The following is a 13,906-nucleotide window of genomic DNA, read 5'->3' as shown; positions in this document are numbered from 1 at the left end:
ATGCTCGTAGGACTGGCGGAAAGCAACGGCCGGATTCCACCGGCTGTGCCGCGTGCCCGGACGCTCTCCCGCACCGACGGCGCCGGATCGCCGGAAGCCAGTTCATGACGTCCCGCAGGTACGCAACCGCTGCTCGGGCGCGGGTCACGCGCCCCGTATCAGTCAACGTGAAAGAACAAGCTCGTGAAAGGCGTTGAGGCAAGAAAACGGCTGGGACGTATGCGACGAGCAGCCGATTACGGGATGTGCGGCCCGCATTCGGCTCTGGGGGTTTTTCCCTCATGTCCCGGCATATCCGGGTGAATTCGCGCGCCCTGCCCATCGCTCTCGGACATCGTCCGCACGGACGGGGTCAGATCACCTCGTCCAACTCGGCCTGCATCTGGGACGCCTCGGCGTCGCGTGCGACGGCCTGCGCGAGCAGCATCCGCAGCACGAGCACGATCAGCGCCACTCCCAGGATGGCCACGCCCACCCCGCCCATGATCACCGTGACGCCCGGATCCTCGCGCTGGCCCGGCGCGTTGAGGACCGTGACCGTGAACCACACGAGGGCGGCGGCGACGATCGCGCCGATGATGCCGTCCACGTACCGGAAGGCGGCGTCGGAGAAGACGGTCCCGCGTCGCACCATCGCCACCAGCCGCCATACGCAGACCACGGCGGCCTGGACCGTCCCGAGGCCCAGGACCGTGACCACGCGCAGCGCGGTCAGCGGAAGCGTCCCGTCCTCCGGATCGTTCCCGGTGATCAACGTCCAGACCATCAGGGCCTGTACGAGCACGGTGCCGACGAGCACCACTCCGAGCACGGCGCGCAGCGCACCCACTGTCAGCTTTCCCATGACGCATCCTTCCATCGGCTCGCGATGGGAATCTATCGATTTTCGATAGGTAAGACAAGGGGTGGGACGGCGAGCGGACGACGACCCCGCACCACGGCCGGGACGCCACCGCACATCCACCGCGCACCCTTCGGGCGACCGTGCTGAACTGCGCGTCGAAGCCCGGCGGTTCGAACCGGCGGCGGACCGCGCCTGCGCGGAACCGACCTCCGTGGGGGGCGAGTTCCGGCAGCTCGTGACGGCGGAGGACACGGGGGCGCCCGACTCCCTGCCGTGGCGGGGAGTCGGGACGTACGGCGGTGAACTGCCCGGTCAGACTGCGGGCTTGAGAGCGACCCCGGCCCAGATCGGGATGTCCTGGTCGCGCAGGGCGTCCCGGTCGCCGGCCTCGACCTCCGCCGGGCCGGGACGCCACCGCTGCGGAGCCGTCAGCCCCGGCTCGACGAACTCCAACCCCTCGAAGAAGCGCCCGACTTCCGCCTTCGTCCGCGTACGCACCGTCGAGCCGGTGTCCTCGAAGTCCTCCTCGATGCCGCCGGCCCGCTCGTCGAAGTCCTTGGTGACATGGGTGACCACCAGCGCGCTGCCCGAGGGCACGGCGTCCAGGAGCGTACGGACCATGCCGTAGGCGTCGTATCCCTCCGGCAGCCAGTGCAGAAGCAGACACAGGGTGATGGCGACGGGCTCCGTCAGGTCCAACGTCTCCCGCAGCGCGGGCGATTCGAGGATGCTCACCGGGTCGGTGGCGTCGGCCTCTATATAGGCGGTGACGCCCTCGGGCGTGGTGGTGTGCAGGGCACGGGAGTGCGTGAGGACGATCGGGTCGTTGTCGGCGTAGACGACGCGCGCCGACGGGTAGACGTCCTGTGCGACCTCGTGCAGATTCGGCGAGGTGGGAATGCCCGTACCGATGTCGAGGAACTGGCGGATGCCGGCCTCAGCGACGAGATGGCGCGCCGCCCGGTGGATGAACGCCCGGTTCTCCCTGGCGCTGGCCGCCGCCGCGGGGACGGACGCGAGCACCTTCTCCGCCTGTTCGCGGTCGGCGGCGTAGTTGGTCTTCCCGCCGAGCAGGAAGTCGTAGACGCGTGCGCCGTGCGGCCGGTCGACCTGGAGGTCCACCGGAGTCCGCGCCTCGGTCTGCATCCACGCGGGCGTCTCGTCCATCCCCTGGTCCGCTCCCCGGTCACGTTGCGCGCTGCGAAGGTCAACTCAGGGTGATCCTAGCGGTGTTGGAGCCGCGTGCAGCCTGCTTCGGGGCGGCCCGGAGGCGGTGGAGGTGAGGGTACGGCGAGGGGACGGTGAAGGCCCGTCAGATGCGGACGGGATCCCGCCGGATGCCCGTCACCGGCCCGCGGTCACCGGCCCTCGTCGCCCTCGTTCGCGTCGCCGTCTTCGTTAGCGTCGCCGTCCTGGTTCCCATCACCGTCGTTCTCGCCGCCCGCGCCGTCCTCGCGCATGGGGAACGCCATCACCGTCAGTCCCACGCGTGCGGTCCCCGGTGTGCGCGGCGGGCGCGCGGCCCGGTGCAGCTCCATCGTCAGCTCCGCGAGGCGCTCCCGTACGTCCGCCCACACCTGCGGATCCACCCACAGTTCCGCGTCGGTCGTCACGCCCTCGCCCTCCGGGGCGCGCAGCGCGGCCCGTTCGCGCAGGGTGTGGGACAGCGTCCCGGCCAGCATCAGCGCTCCCTCGCGCTGCTCGGAGAGGGGTGCGCCGCGCACGGCGCGGTAGCGGCGTTCGCATCCGCCCCGTATGCGGCGTTCCTCGGTCAGCTCCACCAGTCCGACGGCGTCCAGGCGGCGCAGATGTCCGCTGGCCAGCGCGTGCGACACGTCCAGTTCGCGGGCGAGTTCGGCCGCGGACATCGGGCCGGGCCACATGAGGGTCATCATCCGCAGCCGCAACGGATGGGCGAGGGCGCGCAGTACGGGGTCGAGACCGGTCACGCGGGCCAGTAAAACGCATGCGCGCACAGGGCGTACGGAGAGCGGCACCCGTCCCGCCGCCCTACCCCCAAGCAAGTGGTTGGGGGTAGTGTGCCCCTCGTCAACGGCCGGACGGGGGCGGCGGATTGAGCTGGAGCGTGGTGCGGGTCCTGCGGGACCGCGACGCCGGTCTCTACCTGGGCGGGGTGACCGCCTCCGCCTTCGGCGACTCGGCCATGGCGCTGGCCGCCGGTGTCTGGGTCAAGACGCTCACCGGCTCTGACGGCCTCGCCGCACTCGTCACCTTCTGCTTCTGGCTGCCCGCGCCGGCGGGCCCCGCCCTGGGCGTACTGGCCGACCGCGTACGGCTCCGCCCGCTGCTGGCCGGCACCAGCCTGACGCTCGCCGCGGTGCTTCTCCTGCCGCTCGCGGTGCACTCACGGCAGCAGGTGTGGCTGCTGTTCGTCGTGCTCGTCATCGTCGGCACCGGGGCCGTACTGACGGACGCCGCCGAACTCGCCCTGGGCGCCGCCCTCGTGCCCGCGTCGCTGCGGGGCGATCTCAACGGCATGGCGCGCACCGCCGTGGAGAGCGCGAAGCTGCTGGCACCGGCGGTCGGGGCCGGGCTGTTCACCGCGTTCGGCGGGCACGCCGTGGCACTGCTGGACTCCCTGACGTTCATCCTGGCGGCGGTGGCGTTCACGCTGCTCCGTACGCGGGGAACGGACGGAGGCGGGAGCCGGGTCGGACCCGGGAGCGGGGCCGCGCCCGGACGGGCGGACGGACGGTCGTCCGCGGACGTCAACGTCCCCCGTGTGCGGCGCAGTTGGGCCGCCGAGACCGCGGAGGGCGTGCGCTTCGTATGGCACCGGCGTCCGCTGCGCGCCCTGGTGCTCGCGGGCGGGGCGGCCCTGGCCGCGTCCGGGCTCAGCAGCACCGCGACATACGCCCTGGTGGACTCCGGACTGCACCGCTCCCCCACGTTTGCGGCCGTGCTCACCACCGCGCAGGGCGCGGGCTCCATGGCGGCCGGACTCACCGCGGGGGCACTGCTGCGCCGCATGCCCGAACACCGCCTCGCCGCCGCCGGGTTGGCCCTCTTCGCGGCGGGCTCGCTCGCGCGGGCGGCGCCGTGGCCGTCCGTGGTGACCGCCGGCTCGCTGCTGATCGGGGCGGGCCTGCCCCTCCCGCTGCTCGCGGCGCTCACCGCCGTACAGCGCGAGACGCCCGGCAGCCTGCTGGGGCGTGCCGCCGCCACCGCCCACACGCTGATGTTCGCGCCCACCGGTGTCGCACTGCTCGTGGGCACCGCGACGGTGTCCGTCCTCGACCACCGCGTACAGGTGCTCGCCGCGGGCGCCCTCGCCGCATGCGCGGGCGCGGCCCTGCTGCTGACGGCCGCACGCCGCACCCGGCACCATGACCCGCAGGACCACGAACGGCAGCCGGACGCCGATGCGCCCCCGGATACGCACCCGGACCCCGGTACGGAAGGCAGGACAGAGCCCCGTGTTCGAGACTGAGAGGCTGACGCTGCGCCCCCTGACGCGGCACGACGTGGACGCGCTGGTCGATCTGCACGCGGATCCGCTGGTGAACCGGTTCGTCCCGGCCTTCTCTCATGAGCAGGCGCTGCGGCGGCTGTCGGAGATCGAGAGCCAGTGGTCCGAGCGCGGCCACGGGCTGTGCGCCGTCCATCTGCGGGCCACGGGCGAGTTCGTCGGGCGGTGCGGCCTCAACCACTGGCCGCAGTTCGACGAGATCGAGGCCGGCTGGTCCTTCAAGTCCGCCTTCTGGGGCCGCGGTTACGCCACGGAGGCGGCGAGGGCCGTCCTCGACTGGGGCTTCGCACAGCTCTCGCCGCCCTATGTGACGGCGATGATCCGCCCCGGCAACGAGGCGTCGGTACGGGTGGCGACCCGCCTCGGCTTCACTCCGCTCCGCGAGGACACCTTCCTCGGCCACCGCATCACCGTGTACGCGCTGCACGCGCCGTACTCTCCGCCGTCCCCGTTCCCGTTCCCGTCGGAGCCCTCCGGCGCAGACGACGACCCGCCACGTCCATGACGGGCCTCGTACGTGAGGGACGCGTACGTGACGGGAGCCACTGTTCGCCGTCCCCCGGGTCCGGGTAGGCGCTCCTGCGGACTTTCCCCGACCCGCGGCACCGCCCGCACCCCGAGGACCCGTGACCACTCCCCGCCGATTGCCCCCGCAGCAGCGGGAGTTCAGCGCGCCGCGCCAGGTCTGGTATGCGTCGTTCGGCTCCAACATGCACCGCTCGCGGCTCGAGTGCTATCTCTCCGGCGGACGGCCCTCGGGCGGCCGGCGTGCCCAGCCGGGCTGCCGTGATCCGCGTCCTCCCGAGCGTGCGCTGCCGCTGATGCTGCCCGGCGAGCTGTACTTCGCGCTGGAGTCGTCGCTGTGGACGGGCGGCACGGCGTTCTACGACCCCGCGGGCGAGGGGCGTACGGCGGCGCAGGCGTGGCTCGTCACGGCGGGGCAGTTCTCCGACATCGCCGCGCAGGAGATGCACCGGGCGCCCGGAGAGGATCTGGATCTGCGCGAGGTGCTGACGTCCGGCAGGGACGAGAGGGGTACGGGCCGCTACGAGACGCTGGTGTGCGCGGGGACCGTGGACGGCCGTCCCGTCCTGACGTTCACCGCTCCCTGGCGGCGCGGCGACGTCGAGGGCAACGCACCGGCGGAGAGCTATCTGCGGCATCTCGCCTCGGGGCTGGCCGCGTCGCACGGCTGGTCCGGCGAGCGCATCGCGGACTATCTCGCGACGCGTCCGGGAGCGGCCGGGCACTGGAGCGCGGAAGAGATCGAGGCGCTGCTTCCCCCCGCACCGTCCGAGGCGCCGCTACGGAACTGACGCGGCCGGAATCGCCCTTGCGCCGGCACGCGGCTCGGACCACGGGGACCGCGCCGCGTGCGGCGGCGTACGGCCCGGCTCAGCCGAGCAGGCCGTCGAGGTGCGGAAGGCTGTGGTCGAGACGCTTCCGCTTCGCCAGGAGATACTGGTGGTTCTCCTTGTTCGGCGGGATGAGCAACGGAATACGCTCGGCGATTTTTATGCCGTTCGCCTCGAGGGCGTCCCGCTTTCTCGGATTGTTGGAAAGCAGGCGCACGGATTCCACACCGAGGTCGTTGAGGATTTCGACCGCCACCGTGTACTCGCGGGCGTCGACGGGAAGGCCGAGCGCCAGATTGGCCTCGACGGTGTCGAGGCCCTCCGCCTGCTGGAGTTGGAGCGCCTTCAGCTTCGCGAGCAGTCCGATTCCGCGGCCTTCGTGCCCCTGTATGTAGACGAGGATGCCGGAACCGTCCGCGACCATCATCTTCATCGCGGTGGCGAGTTGGTCTCCGCACTCGCAGTGGGTGGAGCCGAAGACCTCGCCCGTGAGGCACTCCGAATGCACGCGGGTGAGCGCTCCGTGAGCGGTAATCTCACCGTGCACGAGCGCGACTTGCTCTTCGTTGGTGCGGCGGTCCATGTATCCGATGGCTCGGAATTCTCCATGGACCGTGGGCAGCCGGACCTCCACCACCCTCTCGACAGCGGCGCTTTGCCGCGGGGAGCCGTTCACAGAGAGTTCCTGGTACGCCATGCGCTGAGCATACCCGTCGGCCAACTCCGCATCGGATTTTTTAGGAGAATCCACAACCCGGTTGCGTGCAGGTGGAATTGATCTCACGGAGCGGAGGGGAATGTCTGGTTTCCCGGGCATTTCGTCGTCCGTCATGCCAGCTCAGCCCCTTTGTGCCCGCCCGTCGCCGGTTCGCCTCCGCGCTGGGGCACCACGGCGAGTTCGAGCGCGCCCTGCGCGATGACGGGCAGCGTACGGACGTGCCACAGCCACGCGATGTCACGGCTGAAGGACCACACGAGAGCCGCGAGGGCTCCCCCGGCCACGAACACCGCGACCGGTCCCGGCACAAGCCCGGATCCGGCCACCACCAGAGCGATGCCCTGGAGCGCGGCCACCGTCTTGCGTGCCCGGCTGGGCGGCAGCGGCCCGCGCAGCCACGGCAGCACCTGCTGCGCGGCGACGAACACATAGCGGATGGCGCCGATGGCCAGCACCCACAGCCCCACGAACAGGCCGACGAACGCGCTGAGTACGAGTATCAGGAAGGCGTCGACCTCCATGTCGAAGCGGGCGCCGAGCCCCGAGGAGGTCCCGGTGCGCCGTGCCACCTGTCCGTCCACCGCGTCCAGCACCAGCGCCGCGCTGGCCACGACCGCGACCACGACCAGGGAGGCGTCGCGCCCCTGGTCCGCGACGAGTGCGGCGGTGCCGCCCGCGAGCACCGCTCTGCTCAGCGTCACCAGATCCGCCGGCCCCAGCGACGGCTTGCCCGACCGCAGCAGCAGGGCACAGAGAGTCACGCCGCACGCCGTCCCCACGAGCCAGCCCACAAGCCCGAGTCCGCTCACGGCCCACAGGATTCCGAGCACCAGCATCTGCCCCGCCAGACCGGCTCCCGTCTGAAGTCTCAACTGACCCGTGGCCCGCCTGTCGTGCCTGTGCTGGCTGCTCATCGCGCCTCCTGGTGCATATGGCGGAGTCGAAGGGGGCTGATTATGGTACGAGTGGCTGCTGGGATGTGAAGGGTTGGCATTGTCGTCATACACGGAGGACACATTGATGGAGCGCACCGCCGACGCCTACTGGCTGCGCTCCCCGGGATCCGGCGGCATTCGCTCCGTCCCTCTCCGCTCTCCCGGTCCCGGCGAAGTCCTCGTCCGTACGCGCTATTCGGGCGTGAGCCGCGGAACGGAAACCCTCGTCTTCGACGGGCGGGTGCCCGAAAGCCAGCACGCGGTGATGCGGGCGCCCTTCCAGGAAGGCGATTTCCCGGGGCCGGTGAAGTACGGCTATCTCAACGTGGGCGTCGTCGAGGAAAGCGACGATCCGGCCCTTACCGGTCGTACGGTCTTCTGTCTCTATCCGCACCAGACGCGCTATGTGGTGCCCGCCGACGCCGTGACGCCCGTCCCGGCGGACGTGCCCGCGCGGCGTGCGGTGCTCGCCGGGACGGTGGAGACCGCGGTCAACGCCGTGTGGGACGCGGCCCCCGCGCTCGGCGACCGCGTCGCGGTGATCGGCGCGGGCATGGTCGGCTCGTGCGTGGCCTCGCTGCTCTCCCGATTCCCCGCCGCGCGTGTGGAGTTGATCGACGCCGACCCGGCGCGGGCCGCCGTCGCCGAGGCGCTCGGTGTGCCCTTCGCGCTGCCCGCCGACGCGCGCGGCGAGTGCGATCTCGTCGTGCACGCCAGCGCGTCCCAGGAGGGTCTGGCGCGTGCGCTGGAACTGCTCGCGCCGGACGGGCAGGTGATCGAACTGAGCTGGTACGGCGACCGGCAGATCAGCGTCCCGCTGGGCGAGTCCTTCCACTCGCGGCGGCTGACGGTGCGCAGCAGCCAGGTCGGTGCGCTGCCCCCGGCCCGCCGTGCGCGCCGTACGTTCGCCGACCGCATGGCCCTCGCGCTCGAACTGCTCGCCGATCCCGCGCTGGAGACGCTGATCACCGGGGAGTCCGCGTTCCGCGAGCTGCCCGAGGTGATGCCGCGCCTCGCCTCCGGCGAACTGCCCGCGCTGTGCCACCTCGTCACCTACGCCGGCGACGGCGGGACGGCCGCCGGCTGAGCGCGCACGGACCGCGGCGCACGGCCGTCACCCGTGTCCGACCACCGACCCTCCCCCGACCGTCACCGGCCGACCGCCCGTGCGCACCGGCGCGTTCGGGCTCGTACAGACAGCACCGTGTACAGGAACACGTACCGCACCACGCACAGGAAAGTGAGCCGATGTACAGCATCACCGTTCGTGACCACATGATGATCGCCCACAGCTTCCGCGGTGAGGTCTTCGGCCCCGCACAGCGCCTGCACGGCGCGACGTTCGTCGTGGACGCCTCCTTCCGCCGCCGCGAACTGGACGCCGACGGCCTGGTGGTGGACATCGGCGCCGCCACCCAGGAGCTGAACGGCGTCCTCGCGGACCTCAACTACCGCAATCTGGACGACGAACCCGCCTTCGCGGGGATCAACACCTCCACGGAGATGCTGGCCCGGTACGTCGCCGACCAACTCGCGGAGAAGATCGAGGCGGGCGCGCTCGGCGAGGGGGCCCGCGGTCTGGACGGCCTGTCGGTCACGCTGCACGAGTCGCATGTCGCATGGGCGAGCTACGAGCGAGAGCTGTGAGCCGTACGGACGGGAACGGCGACGGCGACGAGGACCCGGGTACGGGCGCGGGCGCGCCGCCCGTCCTCGTCGTGGTGCCGGGGGACGTCGACGACCCCGGCTCCGTCAGCGGCGGCAACGCCTACGACCGTCGCATCTGCGACGAGTTGACCGCCGTGGGACGGCCGGTGCGGGTGCGGGCGGTCGCGGGCGGCTGGCCCCGTCCCGGTCCCGCCGCGCGCGCCGAACTCGCCGCCGTGCTGGGCGAGTTGCCCGACGGCGCGGTGGTCCTGCTGGACGGTCTGGTGGCGTGCGGCGTCCCGGAGACCGTCGTACCGGAGTCCGCCCGGCTGCGGATGGCCGTCCTGGTGCATCTGCCGCTCGCGGACGAGACGGGCCTCGCGGCGCGGGAGGCCGCCGAGTTGGAGGAGCTGGAGCGGCGGACCCTCCGCGCCGCCCGCGCCGTCGTCACCACCAGCGACTGGGCGGCCCGCGACGTGGCCCGGCGGCACGGCCTGGACCCCTCCCGCGTCCACGCCGTACTCCCCGGCACCGATCCGGCGCCGCTCGCACGTGGCACCGACCGCACTGACCGCACCGGCGGCACCGACCGCACCGACCGCACCGATCGCACCGATCGCACCGGCGAGGGCACCGCGTCCGGGCCCCGGCTGCTCTGTCTCGCGGCGCTCACCCCGCGCAAGGGCCAGGACCTGCTGGTCGAGGCGCTCTCCGCCGTCACGTCCCTGCCCTGGACGTGCGAGCTGACCGGGCCGCTGGACCGGGCGCCCGCGTACGTGGCCCGACTGCGCGCCCGCGTGGCCGAGTTGGGACTGGGCCAGCGGATCGCGCTGACCGGGCCGAAATCGGGCGAAGCGCTGGCCGCCGCGTACGACGCCGCCGATCTGCTCGTCCTGCCGTCGCACACGGAGACCTACGGCATGGTCCTCACCGAGGCGCTCGCGCGGGGCGTGCCGGTGCTCGCGACGGAGGCGGGCGCCGTTCCGTACACCGTGGGCGCCGCACCCGACGGGAGCAAACCCGGCATCCTGGTTCCTCCGGGCAACGTCGCAGCTCTAACCGCTGCGCTGCGCCGATGGCTCACGGATCCAATAATTCGTTCGCATCTGACAACATCCGCACGCGGGCGGCGCACGACGCTACAGGGTTGGGCTGAAAGCTCTCGTCAGCTCGCCGGAGTGCTGGAGAGAGTCCGGCACGGATAACGGAGTGGCGCTTGAACACTGTCGGCTCGCCCCGCTACGCCCCCGAGTGGCTCGCGCTGCGTGAGGACGCGGACGCCCGCGCCCGCGCCGAGCGGCTCCTCGGCCCGCTGCGCGACCACCTGGCGAGAGGGTCCGCGCCCGACGGCGCACTGACCGTCTGCGACCTGGGATGCGGTACGGGATCGATGGGGCGCTGGCTGGCCGCCCGGCTCGGCGGGCCGCAGCGCTGGTTCATGAACGACCGCGACCCGGCGCTCCTGGAGGACATCGCCGCGCGGATGCCGCAGCGGTCCGCGGACGGCTCCGCGGTCGAAGTGGTGCCGCAGCAGCGGGACATCACACAGCTCACCGCCGGCGACCTCGAAGGCGTCGGCCTCGTCACGGCCTCCGCGCTGCTCGACCTGCTGACCGCGGACGAGGTGGAATCCCTCGCCGCGGCCTGTGCGTCGGCGGGCAGCGCGGTGCTGCTGGCGCTGTCCGTCGAGGGACGCGTCGAACTCGACCCGTACGACCCGCTGGACGCCGACTTCGCCGCGGCCTTCGACGCCCATCAGCGCCGTGCCGACGGCGGACGGCGGCTGCTCGGCCCGGACGCCGTCGAGGCGGCGACGGCCGCCTTCGAACGCAACGGCGCACGCGTGTTCACCGAGTCCAGCCCATGGCAGCTCGGCCCCGACGACCGGGCGCTGACCGGGCAGTGGCTGCTCGGCTGGGTCGCGGCGGCCTGTGCGCAGGACCCGTCGCTGGAGGCGGCGAGCGGAGAGTATCTGCGGCGCAGAATCGAGACGTGCGAGGCGGGCGGCCTGCGGGCGGTGGTCGGCCACCGCGATCTGCTGGCGCTGCCCGCGGACGCGGCGGGCGGCGGCCCGGCAGGGACCGCTTCGCTATGAAGGGCACGCTCTGGCGCCGACTGCGCGTCCCCGTCGCCCTGCTCATCCTCGGCGTGGTACTGCACCGCCTGGGAACCTCCGCGCTGCTGGGGGCACTTGACCGTATCGACGGACAGGCCGTCGCGCTGACCTTCGCCTTCAGCATCCCCGCGACCGTCTTCAGCGCATGGCGCTGGCGGCTGGTGGCGGGCCGGCTCGGGATCGCGCTGCCGCTGCGCACGGCCGTCGCCGACTACTACCAGGCGCTGTTCCTCAACGCGACCCTGCCCTCCGGGGTGCTGGGCGATGTGCACCGCGCCGTCCGCAACGGCCGCGACGCCGGCGACGTGGGCCGCGGTGTGCGCGCGGTGATATTGGAGCGCACCGCGGGCCAAGCCGTGATCGTCTTCGCGGGGGTGGTGGTGCTCGTGGCCGCGACTCCCCCGCTGCCGGTGCTGGACGCCCTCGAAGGACCGCTGGCCACGGCCGGCGTGGCGGTGTGTGCGGTGGCCGCCGTCGCCGGGGCGGTCCTCGCCGGACGCAGCGGACGGGCCACGAAGTGGCGCCGCGACGTCGGGGGCTTCCTCGTGGACGCGCGCACCGCGCTGCTGGCCCGCCGTAGCTGGCCCGGCGTCCTCACGCTGTCGGTCCTCGCGCTCGGCGGGCACCTGGGGCTCTTCCTCGCCTCGGCACGCGTGGCCGGGTCGTCGGCTCCGGTGACGGCGCTGGTGACACCGCTGCTGCTGGCGCTGCTGGTGATGGCGCTGCCCGTCAACGTCGGCGGCTGGGGCCCGCGCGAGGGCATGTGCGCGCTGGCGTTCGGCGCGGCCGGACTGGGCGCGGCACAGGGCCTGGCCGCCGCGGTGGTGTACGGGGCGCTGGCGCTGCTCGCCGCGCTGCCGGGCGTTCTCGTACTGGCCGTACGGCTGGTGGCCGCGCGGCGTGCACGCCGTGCCGACGCCGCCGTCGATACGGGCGCCGGCACCGAGACCGAGGCCGGCGCCGACGCCGAAGCCGCCTCAACCGCCGGTGCCGGTACCGGAGTTCAGAAGGTCGAGTTCGAAGAGCATGTCCGCGCCGAGCGCGAAGGCACGGGTACGGGGCCACAGGGCCTCCCCCATCCGTACGGGCCCTGGGAAGCGGAGCCCCGGCACGCCGTCGCCGATGAGGACCGGCGCGACCGTGACGTACAGCCGGTGCAGCGTCTCCGCCCGCAGGAAGCCGGAGACCGTCGCGCCGCCGCCCTCCACAAGTATCCGGCCAAGGCCGCGGCGGGCGAGGGTCTCCACCACTAGCCGCGGCTCGAACCCGCCCTCGCCGCGCGGCAGTTCGACGACGTCCTCGGTGCCGCGCGGCGCCGTCACGTCCGTGCCCTGCCCCGCGCCGACCAGGCGCAGCGTCGGCGCCCGTCCGTCGGTGAACAGCCGCGCGCCGGGCGCCTGGCGGGCCGCTCTGCCGCCGGGGTCGAGGACGACGCGTACGGGATGGTCGCCGGCGCAGGCGCGCACGGTGAGCTGCGGGTCGTCGGCGACCGTGGTCCCGGCCCCGACGAGGACGGCGTCCGCGAGGGCACGCAGCCGGTGCAGATGGAGGCGGTCCTCTTCCCCCGTGACGTAGTTGGAGTGGCCGGTCCTGGTGGCGATGAAGNGGGTGGCGATGAACCCGTCGATGCTCTGGCCGAGTTGGGCGAAGGCGAAGGCGGGGCCGCCGAGGCACAGCGGGGTGTAGAGCGAGGCGAGGGTATCCGCCTCCGGGTCGGCGGGCTGCCGCCAGCGCCAGACGCCGTCGTCCTCGCCGCGCAGGAGACCGGCGCCCGCGGCCTCCTCCGCCGTCCGCAGGCGCAGCAGCCGCTGCCAGGCGGTGGCGGCGTCGAGCAGGCCGCCGCCCGCGGAAACTCCCGCCCCCGTACCGGAGTTGGCCCCCGTGCCCGTGCCGCCGTCCTCCGCTGTCACCAGGACTCCAGGACGCGCAGATGGTCGGCGAAGGCGCCGCTCAGCGCGGTCAGCACCTCGTCGCCCTTGCGTGCGGAGGCCAGCGAGGGCCTGCCGACGACTCCGGACTCGGTGTACGGGCCGAGGCCCAGCGTGTGCAGATGCCGGCGGTCGTCGCTGATCACGTCGGCGCTCTCATAGCCGTCGCGTACGCACTCGGGCTGTACGTGCAGCAGGATCGACGTCTCCAGCTCGCCCGCGTGCATGTCGCTGCGCGCCGGGGTCTCGACACCGGCCTTGGCCGACGCCTCCTCCCAGTCGGCGGCGACGGGGAAGAGCGCCATGCGGTGCCCGTCGGCGGTCGCCTCCTGCACGACGTTGCGCAGGACGTAGTTGCCGCCGTGGCCGTTGACCAGCACCAGCCGGTGCACGCCGGAGCGGCGCAGCGAGTGCGCGATGTCCCGTACGACGGCGCCGAGGGTGCCCGCGGTGATGCTGACGGTGCCGGGCCAGCTCGCGTGCTCCTGCGAGCAGGAGACGGTCAGCGGCGGCAGGAGCCGCACCGGGTAGGCGGCGGCGACGCGTTCGGCGACGGCGCAGGCGATGAGCGTGTCCGTGGACAGCGGCAGGTGCGGCCCGTGCTGTTCGTGGCTGCCGACGGGCAGCAGGGCCACGGCGGCCTTGCGCCCGGCCACGTCGCCGGTGGTCTCCGTCGGCAGAACGCGGACGGCGGGGGCGTGGTTGTCCATCGAGGGGTCTGCTCCTCCGGTGCGGTGCGACGCCGGGACGGCGCCGCTGCGGAGCGGCGCACGCGGCGGGCGCTCATGCGCCGCGATCACGCTTCCACAGATGGACGACGGCCACCAGCCCCGGTGGCGGGTACGGCGGGACGGCGGGTAGGGCGGGGCGGAG

At 72.9% G+C, this 13,906-nt stretch carries 14 protein-coding genes and 1 pseudogene; 8 read left to right on the top strand and 7 right to left on the bottom strand.

What is annotated here, in order from left to right; translation table 11 throughout:
* Positions 1-352: 352 nt before the first annotated feature.
* From AN218_RS19775 to AN218_RS19765, 3 genes are all read right to left on the bottom strand, one after another.
* Positions 353-844, bottom strand: coding sequence for a DUF2975 domain-containing protein (locus AN218_RS19775; protein WP_070018230.1), 492 nt, complete (start codon positions 842-844; stop codon positions 353-355).
* 312 nt (positions 845-1,156) lie between these two features.
* On the bottom strand, positions 1,157-2,011 hold the full coding sequence (locus tag AN218_RS19770; protein WP_070018229.1) for an SAM-dependent methyltransferase: 855 nt from the start codon (positions 2,009-2,011) through the stop codon (positions 1,157-1,159).
* Between the two features lie 191 nt (positions 2,012-2,202).
* Positions 2,203-2,793 (bottom strand): winged helix-turn-helix domain-containing protein, encoded by a 591-nt coding sequence (locus AN218_RS19765; RefSeq protein WP_079132364.1) that lies wholly within the window; start codon positions 2,791-2,793, stop codon positions 2,203-2,205.
* 137 nt (positions 2,794-2,930) lie between these two features.
* Between AN218_RS19765 and AN218_RS19760 the strand changes: the two genes are divergently transcribed.
* From AN218_RS19760 to AN218_RS19750, 3 genes are all read left to right on the top strand, one after another.
* Complete coding sequence (locus AN218_RS19760; protein ID WP_070018228.1) at positions 2,931-4,295, top strand: MFS transporter; 1,365 nt, start codon at positions 2,931-2,933, stop codon at positions 4,293-4,295.
* Positions 4,282-4,839, top strand: coding sequence for a GNAT family N-acetyltransferase (locus tag AN218_RS19755; RefSeq protein ID WP_244900535.1), 558 nt, complete (start codon positions 4,282-4,284; stop codon positions 4,837-4,839). The genes AN218_RS19760 and AN218_RS19755 overlap by 14 nt, the downstream gene beginning before the upstream one ends.
* Positions 4,840-4,960: 121 nt before the next feature.
* On the top strand, positions 4,961-5,650 hold the full coding sequence (locus AN218_RS19750) for a histone deacetylase (protein ID WP_070018226.1): 690 nt from the start codon (positions 4,961-4,963) through the stop codon (positions 5,648-5,650).
* A 79-nt stretch (positions 5,651-5,729) separates the two neighbouring features.
* Here AN218_RS19750 and ribA read toward each other — a convergent pair whose 3' ends face one another.
* Complete coding sequence (ribA, locus tag AN218_RS19745; RefSeq protein WP_070018225.1) at positions 5,730-6,386, bottom strand: GTP cyclohydrolase II; 657 nt, start codon at positions 6,384-6,386, stop codon at positions 5,730-5,732.
* Positions 6,387-6,517: 131 nt separating this feature from the next.
* A complete protein-coding gene (locus tag AN218_RS19740; protein WP_079132362.1) occupies positions 6,518-7,321 on the bottom strand; it encodes a CDP-alcohol phosphatidyltransferase family protein in 804 nt (267 codons plus the stop codon).
* Positions 7,322-7,427: 106 nt separating this feature from the next.
* On the opposite strand from AN218_RS19740, the gene AN218_RS19735 reads away from it, so the two are divergent.
* From AN218_RS19735 to AN218_RS39200, 5 genes are all read left to right on the top strand, one after another.
* Complete coding sequence (locus AN218_RS19735; protein WP_070018223.1) at positions 7,428-8,429, top strand: zinc-dependent alcohol dehydrogenase; 1,002 nt, start codon at positions 7,428-7,430, stop codon at positions 8,427-8,429.
* A gap of 161 nt (positions 8,430-8,590) precedes the next feature.
* Positions 8,591-8,989 (top strand): 6-pyruvoyl trahydropterin synthase family protein, encoded by a 399-nt coding sequence (locus AN218_RS19730; protein WP_070018222.1) that lies wholly within the window; start codon positions 8,591-8,593, stop codon positions 8,987-8,989.
* A complete protein-coding gene (locus AN218_RS19725) occupies positions 8,986-10,194 on the top strand; it encodes a glycosyltransferase family 4 protein (protein ID WP_070018221.1) in 1,209 nt (402 codons plus the stop codon). Before AN218_RS19730 ends, AN218_RS19725 begins: the two co-directional genes overlap by 4 nt.
* A gap of 11 nt (positions 10,195-10,205) precedes the next feature.
* Positions 10,206-11,084, top strand: coding sequence for a class I SAM-dependent methyltransferase (locus AN218_RS19720; protein WP_070018220.1), 879 nt, complete (start codon positions 10,206-10,208; stop codon positions 11,082-11,084).
* Entirely contained in the window at positions 11,081-12,358 is a 1,278-nt protein-coding gene (locus AN218_RS39200; RefSeq protein WP_070018219.1) for a lysylphosphatidylglycerol synthase transmembrane domain-containing protein, read from the top strand. The genes AN218_RS19720 and AN218_RS39200 overlap by 4 nt, the downstream gene beginning before the upstream one ends.
* Here AN218_RS39200 and AN218_RS34660 read toward each other — a convergent pair.
* Positions 12,266-13,015, bottom strand: a pseudogene (locus tag AN218_RS34660) (RibD family protein); the annotation flags it as partial. The gene AN218_RS39200 and the pseudogene AN218_RS34660 sit on opposite strands and share 93 nt — an antisense overlap.
* Positions 13,012-13,743: a creatininase family protein gene (locus AN218_RS19710; protein ID WP_070018218.1), complete on the bottom strand. Its 732-nt coding sequence runs from the start codon at positions 13,741-13,743 to the stop codon at positions 13,012-13,014. The gene AN218_RS19710 and the pseudogene AN218_RS34660, both read right to left, overlap by 4 nt.
* Positions 13,744-13,906: the final 163 nt, after the last annotated feature.

Origin of the sequence: Streptomyces nanshensis (assembly GCF_001751255.1) — a bacterium.
Classification (GTDB): domain Bacteria; phylum Actinomycetota; class Actinomycetes; order Streptomycetales; family Streptomycetaceae; genus Streptomyces; species Streptomyces nanshensis_A.
This window is presented reverse-complemented; position numbering and strand designations above follow the sequence as displayed.